Below are 15101 nucleotides of genomic sequence, written 5' to 3'. Positions count from 1 at the left end.
AACAAAAAATTTGAAATAGTAGAATTTCCAAAATCTAAATCATCTTTTTCAAGAGGCAAAAACAGGAACCATTGAAGAATATGGTCAGCTTGAACAAACCATTGCTCCACAGGTTTTAGACAAATGAGTTCTTGGATTTTGAATAGATAAAACACTAAAAAAGCCCAAATACAATTAAGATTTTGGGCTTTTAATTTATAATATCATCGTCAACTGAATTCGTTTACGCTCTTCGTCAACCTCAACTACTTTTACTTGCACATGTTGGTGTAATTTCACCACTTCATTCACATCGGAAACAAAACCAGCTTTGAGTTGCGAGATGTGAACCAGACCGCTTTCCTTAATTCCGATATCTACAAAGCAACCAAAAGCGGTAATATTATTGACAATTCCGGGTAAAATCATTCCGGAACGAACGTTTTTTATAGTGGTAACTGTTGGATCAAACTCAAAAACTTTGGCTGCTTTTCTTGGATCGAGTCCTGGTTTTTCTAATTCTTTCACAATATCTTTTAATCCTAGAATTCCTATTTCCGGTGTGATATAATTTTCTAATTTTATTTGGGATATCTTTCTTTGTTGGCAATCAAATCATTGTTTTTAAACCTAAATCTTTAGCCATTTTTTCTACAATCGGATATGCTTCAGGATGCACTGCTGAATTGTCCAACGGATTTTTACCGTTATGAATTCGAATAAAAGCTGCAGCTTGTTGGTATGCTTTGTCGCCTAAACGCGGCACTTTTTTAAGTTGTTTTCTGTCTTCAAACGGACCATTTTCGGAACGAAAGGCAACTATATTTTCGGCCATTTTTTCACCAATTCCGGAAACATAACCTAACAGCGATTTGCTAGCCGTATTAATATTTATTCCAACTGAATTCACGCAACGAACCACAACGGTATCCAATTCTTCTTTGAGTTTAATTTGATCAACGTCATGTTGGTATTGTCCAACGCCAATAGATTTTGGGTCGATTTTTACTAATTCAGCCAACGGATCAGCCAATCTTCTTCCATAGAAACCGAGCCTCGAACCGTTACATCATATTTTGAAAATTCCTCGCGGGCAATTTTGGATGCTGAATAAACCGAAGCACCAGCTTCAGAAACTATAAAAACCTGAACGGGTTTATCAAAAGCGATTTTCTTGATGAAGAATTCGGTTTCGCGACTTGCCGTTCCGTTTCCGATAGAAATTGCCTCAATATTGTAAGCATTCACCATCGAGCGAATTTTTTTCATCGCCATCGCGCTTTCATTTTGTGGCTGATGCGGATATATAGTTTCGTTGTATAATAAATCACCTTTTTCATCTAAACAAACGATTTTGCAGCCGCTTCTAAATCCCGGGTCAATCGCTAAAATTCTTTTTTCACCTAATGGCGGTGCTAACAAAAGCTGACTCAAATTCCCAGCAAAAACATCAATCGCTTTGCTGTCGGCTTTAGCTTTGGCATCTTGTAATGTTTCGTTTGATATGGCTGGTTCCAGCAATCGTTTATAACTGTCATTAATTGCTAATCTTATATGTTCGGTCGTATCATTTTTGGCCTTTATAATTTCGTTTTCGATAAAATCAATAGCTTCCTCTTTTTCGATATCAACATTTAGTTTTACGAAACCTTCCGCCTCGGCGCGTAACATTGCCAACAATCTATGAGATGGTATTTTTGAAATCGGTTCGGCCCAATCGAAATATTGCTTGAATTTCTGTGCATCTTCTTCGTTTTCTTTTTTCTTTACAACTTTAGTTTCTACAATCGCTTTTCGTTGAAATAATCGGCGGAGATTTTTTCGTATGTAACTATTTTCGTTAATCCATTCGGCAATAATATCTCTTGCGCCTTGCAACGCTTCGTCTTCATTTTTGACTTTGTCGTTGAGATATTGAGTGGAAATAAAATCGACATCTTCATTTCTTTGACTGAAAATAATTTTGGCTAAAGGTTCCAAACCATTTTCTCGAGCGATATCGGCACGGGTTTTTTTCTTCTTTTTATAAGGTAAATACAAATCTTCTATTTCCTGTAAGTCAAAACTTTCCTTTATTTTTTTGGCCAATTCAGGAGAAAGTTGCCCTTGTTCTTCAATGGTTTTTAGAATCGATTCTTTTCTTTTTACAATTTCATCGTATTGTTTGGAAAGTTTGGCAATTTGTTCAATTACGACTTCGTCTAAATTTCCGGTTTGGTCTTTTCGGTAACGCGAAATAAATGGAATGGTGCAATCTTCGGAAAGTAATTTTAAAGTGGCCTCAATGCTTTTTGGCGCAGCCGTAACTTGGCTTTGAATATATTGTATGCTGGTCATGAATTTAATTTTGAATTTTTTTAAACGCTCGTCCAAGATTATCTATTACATCAGTGATTAACATGCTTTCCGGACTTTGTGTTTCTAAAGTAATATCGGCTGCTAGGCCATGAATATAAACGCCAAGTAAAGCGGCATTCAATGGTTCGTAACCTTGTGCTAAAAAAGCTGTTATTATTCCTGTCAAAGCATCGCCCGAACCGCCTTTGGCCAAGCCTGAATTTCCGGTAGTGTTTTCGAAACTTTTTTCTCCATCAGTAATAAAAGATTTATGTCCTTTCAGGATAATAATCAAGTGCAATTCTTTGGCTTTTGTAGAAGCTGTTATTCTTCTTTCTGACTCAGAATCATGCTTCCCAAAAAGTCTGTCAAACTCTTTAACGTGTGGTGTAAGAATGGATTTTTGAGGCAGGTTTAAAAGTTCATGCTGGTTTTTGGCCAAAATATTTAAAGCATCAGCATCAAAAACGGTTGGGATTTTCACATTTGTTATCAATAATCTCAGGAGATTTGTTTGATTTATTAGTTCCTATGCCTGGTCCAATGGCAAATGAATTAAAAGAAGTCCAATTCTTTTTCTCTCCCCTAAATTCAGTCATTGCTTCCGGAACAGAGGAGAATAGGGCTATTCTTTCTTTTTTTGGAATATTTAATGTAACCAGACCTGCGCCTGATCTTAAACAAGCTTTAGCACAAATAATAGCGGCTCCGATTTTAGATTTACTTCCGGCAATAATCAATGCATGTCCGTGATTTCCTTTATGAGAATTAGGTGCTCTTTTTTGAAATATTTTTTGGATGCTATTGATGTCAAGTTTTGTCATAGTATTAGTCCTGAACAATAAAATCTTTTGGATCTTCTTTTTTAAATTCGGGTTGAATATTGATGTGATTTATGTGGAATTTTTCAAATAAAAGTATTTCCACATTATGTAATAAAACGTTGAATTCGCTCAATTTTATATCATCGGAACAATCAAGATGTGCTTCGAGGTGTAATTCTTCGTCATTCAAATGCCACACATGGATATGGTGTAATTTATTAACTCCTTTGATTTTATGAACTTCACGAACAATTTCTTTAATGTCAATGTAATCAGGTGTAAAAAGCATTAGCATTTTGGTAGCAGATTTTATCAAATCATAACTAACGTAGATTAAATAAAAGGCAATTAACAATGTCATCAAACTATCCACCCAAAACCAACCATAAAATTTCATCAACAAACCACCGACTAAAACCGCAACCGAAGCCATCATGTCGGTCAATAAATGGAGGTAAGCTGATTTCATATTAAGATTGTGTTCTGAATCTTTTTTAAGCAACAAGACCGAACCCCCGTTTACAATAATTCCTAAAATTGCGAGCCAAATAACCAAACCTGACTTAATTGGTTCCGGATGGAATAATCTTGCGGAAGCTTCATAAATTAAAAATAAAGCGACAACAATTAGTGTTATAGCATTTATAAAAGCGGCTATTAGTTCGGCTCGTTTATATCCAAACGTATTGTTTATCGAAGCTTTTCTTCTGGATAATTTGTGTGCTACTAAACTAAAAACCAATGAAAGTACATCAGAAAAATTGTGAAGTGCATCCGAAATTAAAGCCAAACTTCCTGAAATAATTCCGCCAACAACTTGCGCAATCGTAATCAGTAAATTTAGCAGAATGGAAAAGATTAGATTTTTTCCTCTTACTTCATGTTTGTGAATATGAACGTGGTTGTGGTTATCTCCCATTTTATTGACAAGCTATTTTATTCACTCGGTTAGCGTGTCTTCCGCCTTCGAAATTGGTGTTTAAAAAAGTGTCAACCATTTCTACCGCTTGTTGTATAGAAGTAAATCGAGCCGGAATACTGATAATATTAGCGTCGTTATGTTGACGTGCCAAAGCTGCAATTTCTTTAGTCCAACACAATGCGGAACGAATGCCTTGGTGTTTATTCACAGTCATATTGATTCCGTTTCCGGAACCACAAATTACGATACCAAAATCGGCATTTCCTGTTTCAACATCAAGTGCAACAGGATGACCAAAATCCGGATAATCCACACTGTCAAAAGTATCGGTTCCATGATTGATTATTACGTGTCCCTTTTGTTTTAAAAAGGCAACAATAGCATTCTTGTAATCCGGACCAGCGTGATCGTTTCCAATAGATATTTTCATAGTGTTGCGAGTATAATTAGTATCGCAAATTTACGGAAAGTATTGATTGCAATTTTAGTTTATTGTAAGTCTTTGATTTTTAATTGACAAGGATTTTACTGTTTTAATAAATTTTCACAACTAATTAGAAATAAATACATTAAGCGTAATTTAAATGTTAAAATTGTGGATTGTTAATAGCATTTCTCAATTCGTTGATAATCAGTTAACCTTAAATTAACATAGATTGTTAACAACTTTGGATAGAATTTTAGAAGTTTTTTTAGGTTGTATGATTTAAAATTGTAATCAAAAAGTAGGTTGAAAAAAACAAATTTAGTTTGAATAATTTTTAGAAAAGTTATCAATATAAAAACATTCTTTTTCAACTAAAATTAAACTATAAGTTATCTACAAAAAAATACTTATTGGAGTTGTGAACAACTGTTAATTAAATCTAAAAAATACTTAAAAATGAACGTTTTAAATTCTAAAAACTATGTTGATAAATTGATATAAAAAAATATAACTACAAAATCTAATTTTAAAAAGTAAAGTTATTGTACAAATGAACACGCTATAATAACCATCATAAATTTAAATTTTTAAATCTTTTCTTTTTATTGTTTTTAATAGCTGTTGATAACATTTCTTTTTTTAGGTTTTAAATTAATTTGAAAAATAGGTAATGTTAGATTTATATTAAAACTGACAACTTATAACTCATAACTTATAACTATTTTGTAATTTTCAACATTAATTAGAAATTGAAAAATGAGTAAGAAACCAAAAAAGTTCGGAAAAAATGAAAAAACTTTCTCCGAAAAGATATTTAAGATATTATCAAAAAACGCGAACAAACCTTTTAATTACAAACAAATTGCTGCTATTTTAGAATTAGATGATACTAAAAGTAGAAACGAAATTATAAAAGATTTAAAAATCCTGGCAGCACAAAAATTAATCATTGAATCCGAACCCGGAAAGTATTTAGTTAAAGCTTCCAGTCAACAATATTACGAAGGCGTTGTTGATATGACGTCCAGAAAAACAGGATATTTTGTTTGTGACGAATTAGAAAATGATGTCTTTATTCCGTTTATAAATCTGAATCACGCTTTAGATGGCGATAAAGTCAAAGCTTATGTGTATGACCGAAGAAGCTCCAGAAAACCAGAAGCTGAAGTAATCGAAATTATTGAAAGACACAAAACAGAATTCGTTGGAGTTGTTGATATTCAAAAGAATTTCGGATTTGTAACTACGGCTAATGCCAAAATGTACACCGATATTTTTATCCCAAAAAATAAATTAGCCGAAGCCGAACATGGAGATGTGGTTTTAGTAAAATTGGAAGATTGGCCTGCAAAAGCAGATTCACCTTTTGGTTCTGTACTTAAAGTTCTTGGAAAACCAGGTGAACATAACACAGAAATTCATGCCATTTTAGCTGAATATGGTTTGCCGTATGATTTTCCAATTGAAGTTGAAGCTTATGCAAATAAATTAGATACTTCTATAACTCAAAATGAAATTGATAAACGTCGCGATATGCGAAAAGTATTGACGTTTACTATTGATCCAAAAGATGCAAAGGATTTTGATGATGCCTTATCCTTCCAAGTTTTAGATAATGGAAATTATGAAATTGGTGTTCACATTGCCGATGTTTCGCATTATTTACAAGAAGGAACTATTTTAGATGATGAAGCATACAGAAGAGCCACTTCGGTTTATTTAGTAGACAGAGTTGTACCTATGTTGCCTGAAGTGCTTTCAAATTATGCTTGTTCTCTTCGTCCACACGAAGAAAAATATACGTTCTCAGCAATTTTTCAGTTGAATGCGAAAGCAGAAGTTTTAGATTCTTGGTTTGGAAGAACCATTATTTATTCTGACCAACGTTTTTCTTATGAAGAAGCTCAAAGTATAATTGAAACCAAATCAGATATAATTCCGGCTGAGATTTCGTTAACTGGAAAAGAATATAAAGTTCCGGCCGCAATTGTAGCTGCAACATTAAAACAAGACGAATTGGCTAAAATTTTACGTCGAAAAAGAATGGCTGATGGAGCGATATCCTTTGATAAAGTAGAAGTAAAATTCAATTTAGATGAAAATGCAGAACCGGTTGGCGTCTTCTTTAAAATATCAAAAGATGCTAATCATTTGATAGAAGAATTTATGTTGTTAGCCAACAGAAAAGTAGCCGAATTTATAGGAAAACAAAAGAAAACTTTTATTTACCGAATTCACGATGAACCGAATGAAGACAAATTAATCAATCTTCAAACAGTGATTTCTAAGTTTGGTTATGCGATAAACATGAAATCCAAACAAGATATTTCTAAATCATTGAATAAATTACTGAACGATGTAAACGGTAAAAAAGAGCAAAATTTAGTAGATACTTTGACGATTAGAAGTATGAGCAAAGCCAAATATTCGACCGAAAATATTGGTCATTATGGTTTAGCTTTTGATTTTTATAGTCATTTTACTTCGCCAATTCGACGTTATCCTGATGTGATGGCACACCGATTATTGCAATTTTATTTAGATGGAGGAAAATCAGTTGATGCAGATACTTATGAAGAAAAGTGCGCCCATTCCAGCGATATGGAAGGTTTTGCAGCACAAGCCGAAAGAGATTCTGTGAAATACATGCAGGTAAAATACATGCAGGATCACAAAGACCAAGAGTTTCTTGGTGTTATATCTGGTGTTACGAATGGGGAATTTATGTAGAAATCATCGAAAACAAATGCGAAGGAATGGTTCGTATTCGAGAAATCAAAGAAGATTATTATACGTTTGACGACAAGCAATATGCTTTGGTAGGTCAAGCTACACAAAGTATTTTGCAACTTGGTGATGAAGTTTTTGTAAAAGTAAAAAATGCTGATTTAGTCAAGAAACAATTAGATTTTAATTTTATCAGAAGAAATGATAGTTAGTGTTCATTAAATAGTATTTAATATGAAAAAATTAGTTTTTAGTTTATTAGTATTCAGTTCAATTGTTTTTGCTCAAGAAACCAAAAATGTGGGCGACTTTACTAAAGTAACTTCCTTTTTTTTTTTTTTTTTTTCAAAGGAAGTTACTTTAGTAAAGTCGCCCACATTTTTGGTTCTTGAGCAAAAACAATTGAACTGAATACTAATAAACTAAAAAATAATTTTTCATATTAAATACTATTTAATGAACACTAACTATCATTTCTTCTGATAAAATTAAAATCTAATGTTTCTTGACTAAATCAGCATTTTTTACTTTTACAAAAACTTCATCACCAAGTTGCAAAATACTTTGTGTAGCTTGACCTACCAAAGCATATTGCTTGTCGTCAAACGTATAATAATCTTCTTTGATTTCTCGAATACGAACCATTCCTTCGCATTTGTTTTCGATGATTTCTACATAAATTCCCCATTCGGTAACACCAGATATAACACCAAGAAACTCTTGGTCTTTGTGATCCTGCATGTATTTTACCTGCATGTATTTCACAGAATCTCTTTCGGCTTGTGCTGCAAAACCTTCCATATCGCTGGAATGGGCGCACTTTTCTTCATAAGTATCTGCATCAACTGATTTTCCTCCATCTAAATAAAATTGCAATAATCGGTGTGCCATCACATCAGGATAACGTCGAATTGGCGAAGTAAAATGACTATAAAAATCAAAAGCTAAACCATAATGACCAATATTTTCGGTCGAAATTTGGCTTTGCTCATACTCTAATCGTCAAAGTATCTACTAAATTTTGCTCTTTTTTACCGTTTACATCGTTCAGTAATTTATTCAATGATTTAGAAATATCTTGTTTGGATTTCATGTTTATCGCATAACCAAACTTAGAAATCACTGTTTGAAGATTGATTAATTTGTCTTCATTCGGTTCATCGTGAATTCGGTAAATAAAGTTTTCTTTTGTTTCCTATAAATTCGGCTACTTTTCTGTTGGCTAACAACATAAATTCTTCTATCAAATGATTAGCATCTTTGATATTTTAAGAAGACGCCAACCGGTTCTGCATTTTCATCTAAATTGAATTTTACTTCTACTTTATCAAAGGATATCGCTCCATCAGCCATTCTTTTTCGACGTAAAATTTTAGCCAATTCGTCTTGTTTTAATGTTGCAGCTACAATTGCGGCCGGAACTTTATATTCTTTTCCAGTTAACGAAATCTCAGCCGGAATTATATCTGATTTGGTTTCAATTATACTTTGAGCTTCTTCATAAGAAAAACGTTGGTCAGAATAAATAATGGTTCTTCCAAACCAAGAATCTAAAACTTCTGCTTTCGCATTCAACTGAAAAATTGCTGAGAACGTATATTTTTCTTCGTGTGGACGAAGAGAACAAGCATAATTGAAAGCACTTCAGGCAACATAGGTACAACTCTGTCTACTAAATAAACCGAAGTGGCTCTTCTGTATGCTTCATCATCTAAAATAGTTCCTTCTTGTAAATAATGCGAAACATCGGCAATGTGAACACCAATTTCATAATTTCCATTATCTAAAACTTGGAAGGATAAGGCATCATCAAAATCCTTTGCATCTTTTGGATCAATAGTAAACGTCAATACTTTTCGCATATCGCGACGTTTATCAATTTCATTTTGAGTTATAGAAGTATCTAATTTATTTGCATAAGCTTCAACTTCAATTGGAAAATCATACGGCAAACCATATTCAGCTAAAATGGCATGAATTTCTGTGTTATGTTCACCTGGTTTTCCAAGAACTTTAAGTACAGAACCAAAAGGTGAATCTGCTTTTGCAGGCCAATCTTCCAATTTTACTAAAACCACATCTCCATGTTCGGCTTCGGCTAATTTATTTTTGGGATAAAAATATCGGTGTACATTTTGGCATTAGCCGTAGTTACAAATCCGAAATTCTTTTGAATATCAACAACTCCAACGAATTCTGTTTTGTGTCTTTCAATAATTTCGATTACTTCAGCTTCTGGTTTTCTGGAGCTTCTTCGGTCATACACATAAGCTTTGACTTTATCGCCATCTAAAGCGTGATTCAGATTTATAAACGGAATAAAGACATCATTTTCTAATTCGTCACAAACAAAATATCCTGTTTTTCTGGACGTCATATCAACAACGCCTTCGTAATATTGTTGACTGGAAGCTTTAACTAAATACTTTCCGGGTTCGGATTCAATGATTAATTTTTGTGCTGCCAGGATTTTTAAATTCTTTATAATTTCGTTTCTACTTTTAGTATCATCTAATTCTAAAATAGCAGCAATTTGTTTGTAATTAAAAGGTTTGTTCGCGTTTTTTGATAATATCTTAAATATCTTTTCGGAGAAAGTTTTTTCATTTTTTCCGAACTTTTTTGGTTTCTTACTCATTTTTCAATTTCTAATTAATGTTGAAAATTACAAAATAGTTATAAGTTATGAGTTATAAGTTGTCAGTTTTAATATAAATCTAACATTACCTATTTTTCAAATTAATTTAAAACCTAAAAAAAGAAATGTTATCAACAGCTATTAAAAAACAATAAAAAGAAAAGATTTAAAAATTTAAATTTATGATGGTTATTATAGCGTGTTCATTTGTACAATAACTTTACTTTTTAAAATTAGATTTTGTAGTTATATTTTTTTATATCAATTTATCAACATAGTTTTAGAATTTAAAAACGTTCATTTTTAAGTATTTTTTAGATTTAATTAACAGTTGTTCACAACTCCAATAAGTATTTTTTTGTAGATAACTTATAGTTTAATTTTAGTTGAAAAAGAATGTTTTTATATTGATAACTTTTCTAAAAATTATTCAAACTAAATTTGTTTTTTTCAACCTACTTTTTGATTACAATTTTAAATCATACAACCTAAAAAAACTTCTAAAATTCTATCCAAAGTTGTTAACAATCTATGTTAATTTAAGGTTAAACTGATTATCAACGAATTGAGAAATGCTATTAACAATCCACAATTTTAACATTTAAATTACGCTTAATGTATTTATTTCTAATTAGTTGTGAAAATTATTTTAAAACAGTAAAATCCTTGTCAATTAAAAATCAAAGACTTACAATAAACTAAAATTGCAATCAATACTTTCCGTAAATTTGCGATACTAATTATACTCGCAACACTATGAAAATATCTATTGGAAACGATCACGCTGGTCCGGATTACAAGAATGCTATTGTTGCCTTTTTAAAACAAAAGGGACACGTAATAATCAATCATGGAACCGATACTTTTGACAGTGTGGATTATCCGGATTTTGGTCATCCTGTTGCACTGATGTTGAAACAGGAAATGCCGATTTTGGTATCGTAATTTGTGGTTCCGGAAACGGAATCAATATGACTGTGAATAAACACCAAGGCATTCGTTCCGCATTGTGTTGGACTAAAGAAATTGCAGCTTTGGCACGTCAACATAACGACGCTAATATTATCAGTATTCCGGCTCGATTTACTTCTATACAACAAGCGGTGGTAGAAATGGTTGACACTTTTTTAAACACCAATTTCGAAGGCGGAAGACACGCTAACCGAGTGAATAAAATAGCTTGTCAATAAAATGGGAGATAACCACAACCACGTTCATATTCACAAACATGAAGTAAGAGGAAAAAATCTAATCTTTTCCATTCTGCTAAATTTACTGATTACGATTGCGCAAGTTGTTGGCGGAATTATTCAGGAAGTTTGGCTTTAATTTCGGATGCACTTCACAATTTTTCTGATGTACTTTCATTGGTTTTTAGTTAGTAGCACACAAATTATCCAGAAGAAAAGCTTCGATAAACAATACGTTTGGATATAAACGAGCCGAACTAATAGCCGCTTTTATAAATGCTATAACACTAATTGTTGTCGCTTTATTTTTAATTTATGAAGCTTCCGCAAGATTATTCCATCCGGAACCAATTAAGTCAGGTTTGGTTATTTGGCTCGCAATTTAGGAATTATTGTAAACGGGGGTTCGGTCTTGTTGCTTAAAAAAGATTCAGAACACAATCTTAATATGAAATCAGCTTACCTCCATTTATTGACCGACATGATGGCTTCGGTTGCGGTTTTAGTCGGTGGTTTGTTGATGAAATTTTATGGTTGGTTTTGGGTGGATAGTTTGATGACATTGTTAATTGCCTTTTATTTAATCTACGTTAGTTATGATTTGATAAAATCTGCTACCAAAATGCTAATGCTTTTTACACCTGATTACATTGACATTAAAGAAATTGTTCGTGAAGTTCATAAAATCAAAGGAGTTAATAAATTACACCATATCCATGTGTGGCATTTGAATGACGAAGAATTACACCTCGAAGCACATCTTGATTGTTCCGATGATATAAATTGAGCGAATTCAACGTTTTATTACATAATGTGGAAATACTTTTATTTGAAAAATTCCACATAAATCACATCAATATTCAACCCGAATTTAAAAAAGAAGATCCAAAAGATTTTATTGTTCAGGACTAATACTATGACAAAACTTGACATCAATAGCATCCAAAAAATATTTCAAAAAAGAGCACCTAATTCTCATAAAGGAAATCACGGACATGCATTGATTATTGCCGGAAGTAAATCTAAAATCGGAGCCGCTATTATTTGTGCTAAAGCTTGTTTAAGATCAGGCGCAGGTCTGGTTACATTAAATATTCCAAAAAAAGAAAGAATAGCCCTATTCTCCTCTGTTCCGGAAGCAATGACTGAATTTAGGGAGAGAGAAAAAGAATTGACTTCTTTTAATTCATTTGCCATTGGACCAGGCATAGGAACTAATAAATCAGCAACAAATCTCCTGAGATTATTGATAACAAATGTGAAAATCCCAACCGTTTTTGATGCTGATGCTTTAAATATTTTGGCCAAAAACCAGCATGAACTTTTAAACCTGCCTCAAAAATCCATTCTTACACCACACGTTAAAGAGGTTGACAGACTTTTTGGGAAGCATGATTCTGAGTCAGAAAGAAGAATAACAGCTTCTACAAAAGCCAAAGAATTGCACTTGATTATTATCCTGAAAGGACATAAATCTTTTATTACTGATGGAGAAAAAAGTTTCGAAAACACTACGGAAATTCAGGCTTGGCCAAAGGCGGTTCGGGCGATGCTTTGACAGGAATAATAACAGCTTTTTTAGCACAGGTTACGAACCATTGAATGCCGCTTTACTTGGCGTTTATATTCATGGCCTAGCAGCCGATATTACTTTAGAAACACAAAGTCCGGAAAGCATGTTAATCACTGATGTAATAGATAATCTTGGACGAGCGTTTAAAAAAATTCAAAATTAAATTCATGACCAGCATACAATATATTCAAAGCCAAGTTACGGCTGCGCCAAAAAGCATTGAGGCCACTTTAAAATTACTTTCCGAAGATTGCACCATTCCATTATTTCGCGTTACCGAAAAGACCAAACCGGAAATTTAGACGAAGTCGTAATTGAACAAATTGCCAAACTTTCCAAACAATACGATGAAATTGTAAAAAGAAAAGAATCGATTCTAAAAACCATTGAAGAACAAGGGGCAACTTTCTCCTGAATTGGCCAAAAAAATAAAGGAAAGTTTTGACTTACAGGAAATAGAAGATTTGTATTTACCTTATAAAAAGAAGAAAAAAACCCGTGCCGATATCGCTCGAGAAAATGGTTTGGAACCTTAGCCAAAATTATTTTCAGTCAAAGAAATGAAGATGTCGATTTTATTTCCACTCAATATCTCAACGACAAAGTCAAAAATGAAGACGAAGCGTTGCAAGGCGCAAGAGATATTATTGCCGAATGGATTAACGAAAATAGTTACATACGAAAAAATCTCCGCCGATTATTTCAACGAAAAGCGATTGTAGAAACTAAAGTTGTAAAGAAAAAAGAAAACGAAGAAGATGCACAGAAATTCAAGCAATATTTCGATTGGGCCGAACCGATTTCAAAAATACCATCTCATAGATTGTTGGCAATGTACGCGCCGAGGCGGAAGGTTTCGTAAAACTAAATGTTGATATCGAAAAAAGAGGAAGCTATTGATTTTATCGAAAACGAAATTATAAAGGCCAAAAATGATACGACCGAACATATAAGATTAGCAATTAATGACAGTTATAAACGATTGCTGGAACCAGCCATATCAAACGAAACATTACAAGATGCCAAAGCTAAAGCCGACAGCAAAGCGATTGATGTTTTTGCTGGGAATTTGAGTCAGCTTTTGTTAGCACCGCCATTAGGTGAAAAAAGAATTTTAGCGATTGACCGGGATTTAGAAGCGGCTGCAAAATCGTTTGTTTAGATGAAAAAGGTGATTTATTATACAACGAAACTATATATCCGCATCAGCCACAAAATGAAAGCGCGATGGCGATGAAAAAAATTCGCTCGATGGTGAATGCTTACAATATTGAGGCAATTTCTATCGGAAACGGAACGGCAAGTCGCGAAACCGAATTCTTCATCAAGAAAATCGCTTTGATAAACCCGTTCAGGTTTTTATAGTTTCTGAAGCTGGTGCTTCGGTTTATTCAGCATCCAAAATTGCCCGCGAGGAATTTTCAAATATGATGATGTAACGGTTCGAGGCTCGGTTTCTATTGGAAGAAGATTGGCTGATCCGTTGGCTGAATTAGTAAAAATCGACCCAAAAATCTATTGGCGTTGGACAATACCAACATGACGTTGATCAAATTAAACTCAAAGAAGAATTGGATACCGTTGTGGTTCGTTGCGTGAATTCAGTTGGAATAAATATTAATACGGCTAGCAAATCGCTGTTAGGTTATGTTTCCGGAATTGGTGAAAAAATGGCCGAAAATATAGTTGCCTTTCGTTCGAAAATGGTCCGTTTGAAGACAGAAAACAACTTAAAAAAGTGCCGCGTTTAGGCGACAAAGCATACCAACAAGCTGCAGCTTTTATTCGAATTCATAACGGTAAAAATCCGTTGGACAATTCAGCAGTGCATCCTGAAGCATATCCGATTGTAGAAAAAATGGCTAAAGATTTAGGTTTAAAAACCAATGATTTGATTGCCAACAAAGAAAAGATATCCCAAATAAAATTAGAAAATTATATCACACCGGAAATAGGAATTCTAGGATTAAAAGATATTGTGAAAGAATTAGAAAAACCAGGACTCGATCCAAGAAAAGCAGCCAAGTTTTTGAGTTTGATCCAACAGTTACCACTAAAAAAACGTTCGTTCCGGAATGATTTTACCCGGAATTGTCAATAATATTACCGCTTTTGGTTGCTTTGTAGATATCGGAATTAAGGAAAGCGGTCTGGTTCACATCTCGCAACTCAAAGCTGGTTTTGTTTCCGATGTGAATGAAGTGGTGAAATTACACCAACATGTGCAAGTAAAAGTAGTTGAGGTTGACGAAGAGCGTAAACGAATTCAGTTGACGATGATATTATAAATTAAAAGCCAAAATCTTAATTGTATTTGGGCTTTTTTAGTGTTTTATCTATTCAAAATCCAAGAACTCATTTTGTCTAAAACCTGTGGAGCAATGGTTTGTTCAAGCTGACCATATTCTTCAATGGTTCCTGTTTTTGCCTCTTGAAAAAGATGATTTAGATTTGGAAATTCTACTATTTCAAATTTTTTGTTTT

The 15101-nt window shown here is 33.2% G+C and carries 15 protein-coding genes and 6 pseudogenes; 15 read left to right on the top strand and 6 right to left on the bottom strand.

Annotation, left to right across the window (positions count from 1 at the left end; translation table 11 throughout):
- Positions 1-195: 195 nt before the first annotated feature.
- From QWY90_RS15250 to rpiB (QWY90_RS15235), 5 genes and pseudogenes are all read right to left on the bottom strand, one after another.
- Positions 196-2316 (bottom strand): annotated as a pseudogene (locus tag QWY90_RS15250) (Tex family protein).
- A 4-nt stretch (positions 2317-2320) separates the two neighbouring features.
- Positions 2321-2800, bottom strand: a complete 480-nt coding sequence (locus tag QWY90_RS15810) for an ADP-dependent NAD(P)H-hydrate dehydratase (RefSeq protein ID WP_336622169.1) — start codon at positions 2798-2800, stop codon at positions 2321-2323.
- The gene (locus tag QWY90_RS15805) at positions 2778-3140 is read right to left on the bottom strand and encodes an ADP-dependent NAD(P)H-hydrate dehydratase (RefSeq protein ID WP_336622168.1); all 363 of its coding nucleotides are present in this window, start codon (positions 3138-3140) and stop codon (positions 2778-2780) included. The genes QWY90_RS15810 and QWY90_RS15805 overlap by 23 nt, the downstream gene beginning before the upstream one ends.
- A gap of 4 nt (positions 3141-3144) precedes the next feature.
- Positions 3145-4059 (bottom strand): cation diffusion facilitator family transporter, encoded by a 915-nt coding sequence (locus QWY90_RS15240; protein WP_290286678.1) that lies wholly within the window; start codon positions 4057-4059, stop codon positions 3145-3147.
- A gap of 1 nt (position 4060) precedes the next feature.
- On the bottom strand, positions 4061-4492 hold the full coding sequence (rpiB, locus tag QWY90_RS15235) for a ribose 5-phosphate isomerase B (RefSeq protein ID WP_290286680.1): 432 nt from the start codon (positions 4490-4492) through the stop codon (positions 4061-4063).
- Positions 4493-5245: 753 nt separating this feature from the next.
- On the opposite strand from rpiB (QWY90_RS15235), the pseudogene rnr (QWY90_RS15230) reads away from it, so the two are divergent.
- Positions 5246-7428 (top strand): annotated as a pseudogene (gene rnr / locus QWY90_RS15230) (ribonuclease R).
- A 251-nt stretch (positions 7429-7679) separates the two neighbouring features.
- On the opposite strand, the pseudogene rnr (QWY90_RS15225) reads toward rnr (QWY90_RS15230), so the two are convergent.
- A pseudogene (gene rnr / locus QWY90_RS15225) lies at positions 7680-9854 on the bottom strand (ribonuclease R).
- Between the two features lie 756 nt (positions 9855-10610).
- Here rnr (QWY90_RS15225) and rpiB (QWY90_RS15220) point away from each other — a divergent pair.
- From rpiB (QWY90_RS15220) to QWY90_RS15165, 14 genes and pseudogenes are all read left to right on the top strand, one after another.
- A pseudogene (gene rpiB, locus QWY90_RS15220) lies at positions 10611-11044 on the top strand (ribose 5-phosphate isomerase B).
- A gap of 1 nt (position 11045) precedes the next feature.
- Positions 11046-11956, top strand: a pseudogene (locus tag QWY90_RS15215) (cation diffusion facilitator family transporter).
- A 4-nt stretch (positions 11957-11960) separates the two neighbouring features.
- Positions 11961-12602 carry an NAD(P)H-hydrate dehydratase gene (locus QWY90_RS15210; protein WP_290287004.1) on the top strand — a complete coding sequence of 214 codons (642 nt, stop codon included), beginning with the start codon at positions 11961-11963 and terminating at the stop codon, positions 12600-12602.
- Positions 12572-12646 (top strand): hypothetical protein, encoded by a 75-nt coding sequence (locus QWY90_RS16265; RefSeq protein ID WP_369281108.1) that lies wholly within the window; start codon positions 12572-12574, stop codon positions 12644-12646. Before QWY90_RS15210 ends, QWY90_RS16265 begins: the two co-directional genes overlap by 31 nt.
- Positions 12643-12780 (top strand): hypothetical protein, encoded by a 138-nt coding sequence (locus QWY90_RS15205; protein WP_290287003.1) that lies wholly within the window; start codon positions 12643-12645, stop codon positions 12778-12780. The genes QWY90_RS16265 and QWY90_RS15205 overlap by 4 nt, the downstream gene beginning before the upstream one ends.
- Positions 12781-12784: 4 nt before the next feature.
- A complete protein-coding gene (locus QWY90_RS15200; RefSeq protein ID WP_290287002.1) occupies positions 12785-12919 on the top strand; it encodes a hypothetical protein in 135 nt (44 codons plus the stop codon).
- Positions 12868-13032 (top strand): Tex-like N-terminal domain-containing protein, encoded by a 165-nt coding sequence (locus tag QWY90_RS16260; RefSeq protein ID WP_369281107.1) that lies wholly within the window; start codon positions 12868-12870, stop codon positions 13030-13032. Before QWY90_RS15200 ends, QWY90_RS16260 begins: the two co-directional genes overlap by 52 nt.
- On the top strand, positions 13004-13153 hold the full coding sequence (locus QWY90_RS16995; RefSeq protein WP_290287001.1) for a Tex-like N-terminal domain-containing protein: 150 nt from the start codon (positions 13004-13006) through the stop codon (positions 13151-13153). Before QWY90_RS16260 ends, QWY90_RS16995 begins: the two co-directional genes overlap by 29 nt.
- A gap of 89 nt (positions 13154-13242) precedes the next feature.
- Positions 13243-13479 (top strand): hypothetical protein, encoded by a 237-nt coding sequence (locus tag QWY90_RS16990; RefSeq protein ID WP_290287000.1) that lies wholly within the window; start codon positions 13243-13245, stop codon positions 13477-13479.
- Between the two features lie 6 nt (positions 13480-13485).
- Entirely contained in the window at positions 13486-13779 is a 294-nt protein-coding gene (locus QWY90_RS15185; protein ID WP_290286999.1) for a hypothetical protein, read from the top strand.
- Positions 13767-14056: pseudogene (locus tag QWY90_RS15180) on the top strand (hypothetical protein). Before QWY90_RS15185 ends, QWY90_RS15180 begins: the two are co-directional and overlap by 13 nt.
- Positions 14057-14188: 132 nt before the next feature.
- Complete coding sequence (locus QWY90_RS15175) at positions 14189-14368, top strand: helix-hairpin-helix domain-containing protein (protein ID WP_439108577.1); 180 nt, start codon at positions 14189-14191, stop codon at positions 14366-14368.
- Positions 14356-14718 (top strand): hypothetical protein, encoded by a 363-nt coding sequence (locus QWY90_RS15170; RefSeq protein WP_290286998.1) that lies wholly within the window; start codon positions 14356-14358, stop codon positions 14716-14718. The genes QWY90_RS15175 and QWY90_RS15170 overlap by 13 nt, the downstream gene beginning before the upstream one ends.
- A complete protein-coding gene (locus tag QWY90_RS15165; RefSeq protein ID WP_290286996.1) occupies positions 14693-14905 on the top strand; it encodes a S1 RNA-binding domain-containing protein in 213 nt (70 codons plus the stop codon). The genes QWY90_RS15170 and QWY90_RS15165 overlap by 26 nt, the downstream gene beginning before the upstream one ends.
- Positions 14906-15101: the final 196 nt, after the last annotated feature.

The sequence above is a fragment of the Flavobacterium paronense genome (assembly GCF_030409795.1).
GTDB lineage: Bacteria > Bacteroidota > Bacteroidia > Flavobacteriales > Flavobacteriaceae > Flavobacterium > Flavobacterium paronense.
Note: the sequence above shows the minus strand (reverse complement) of the source record. Positions and strands in the feature narration are given on the sequence as shown.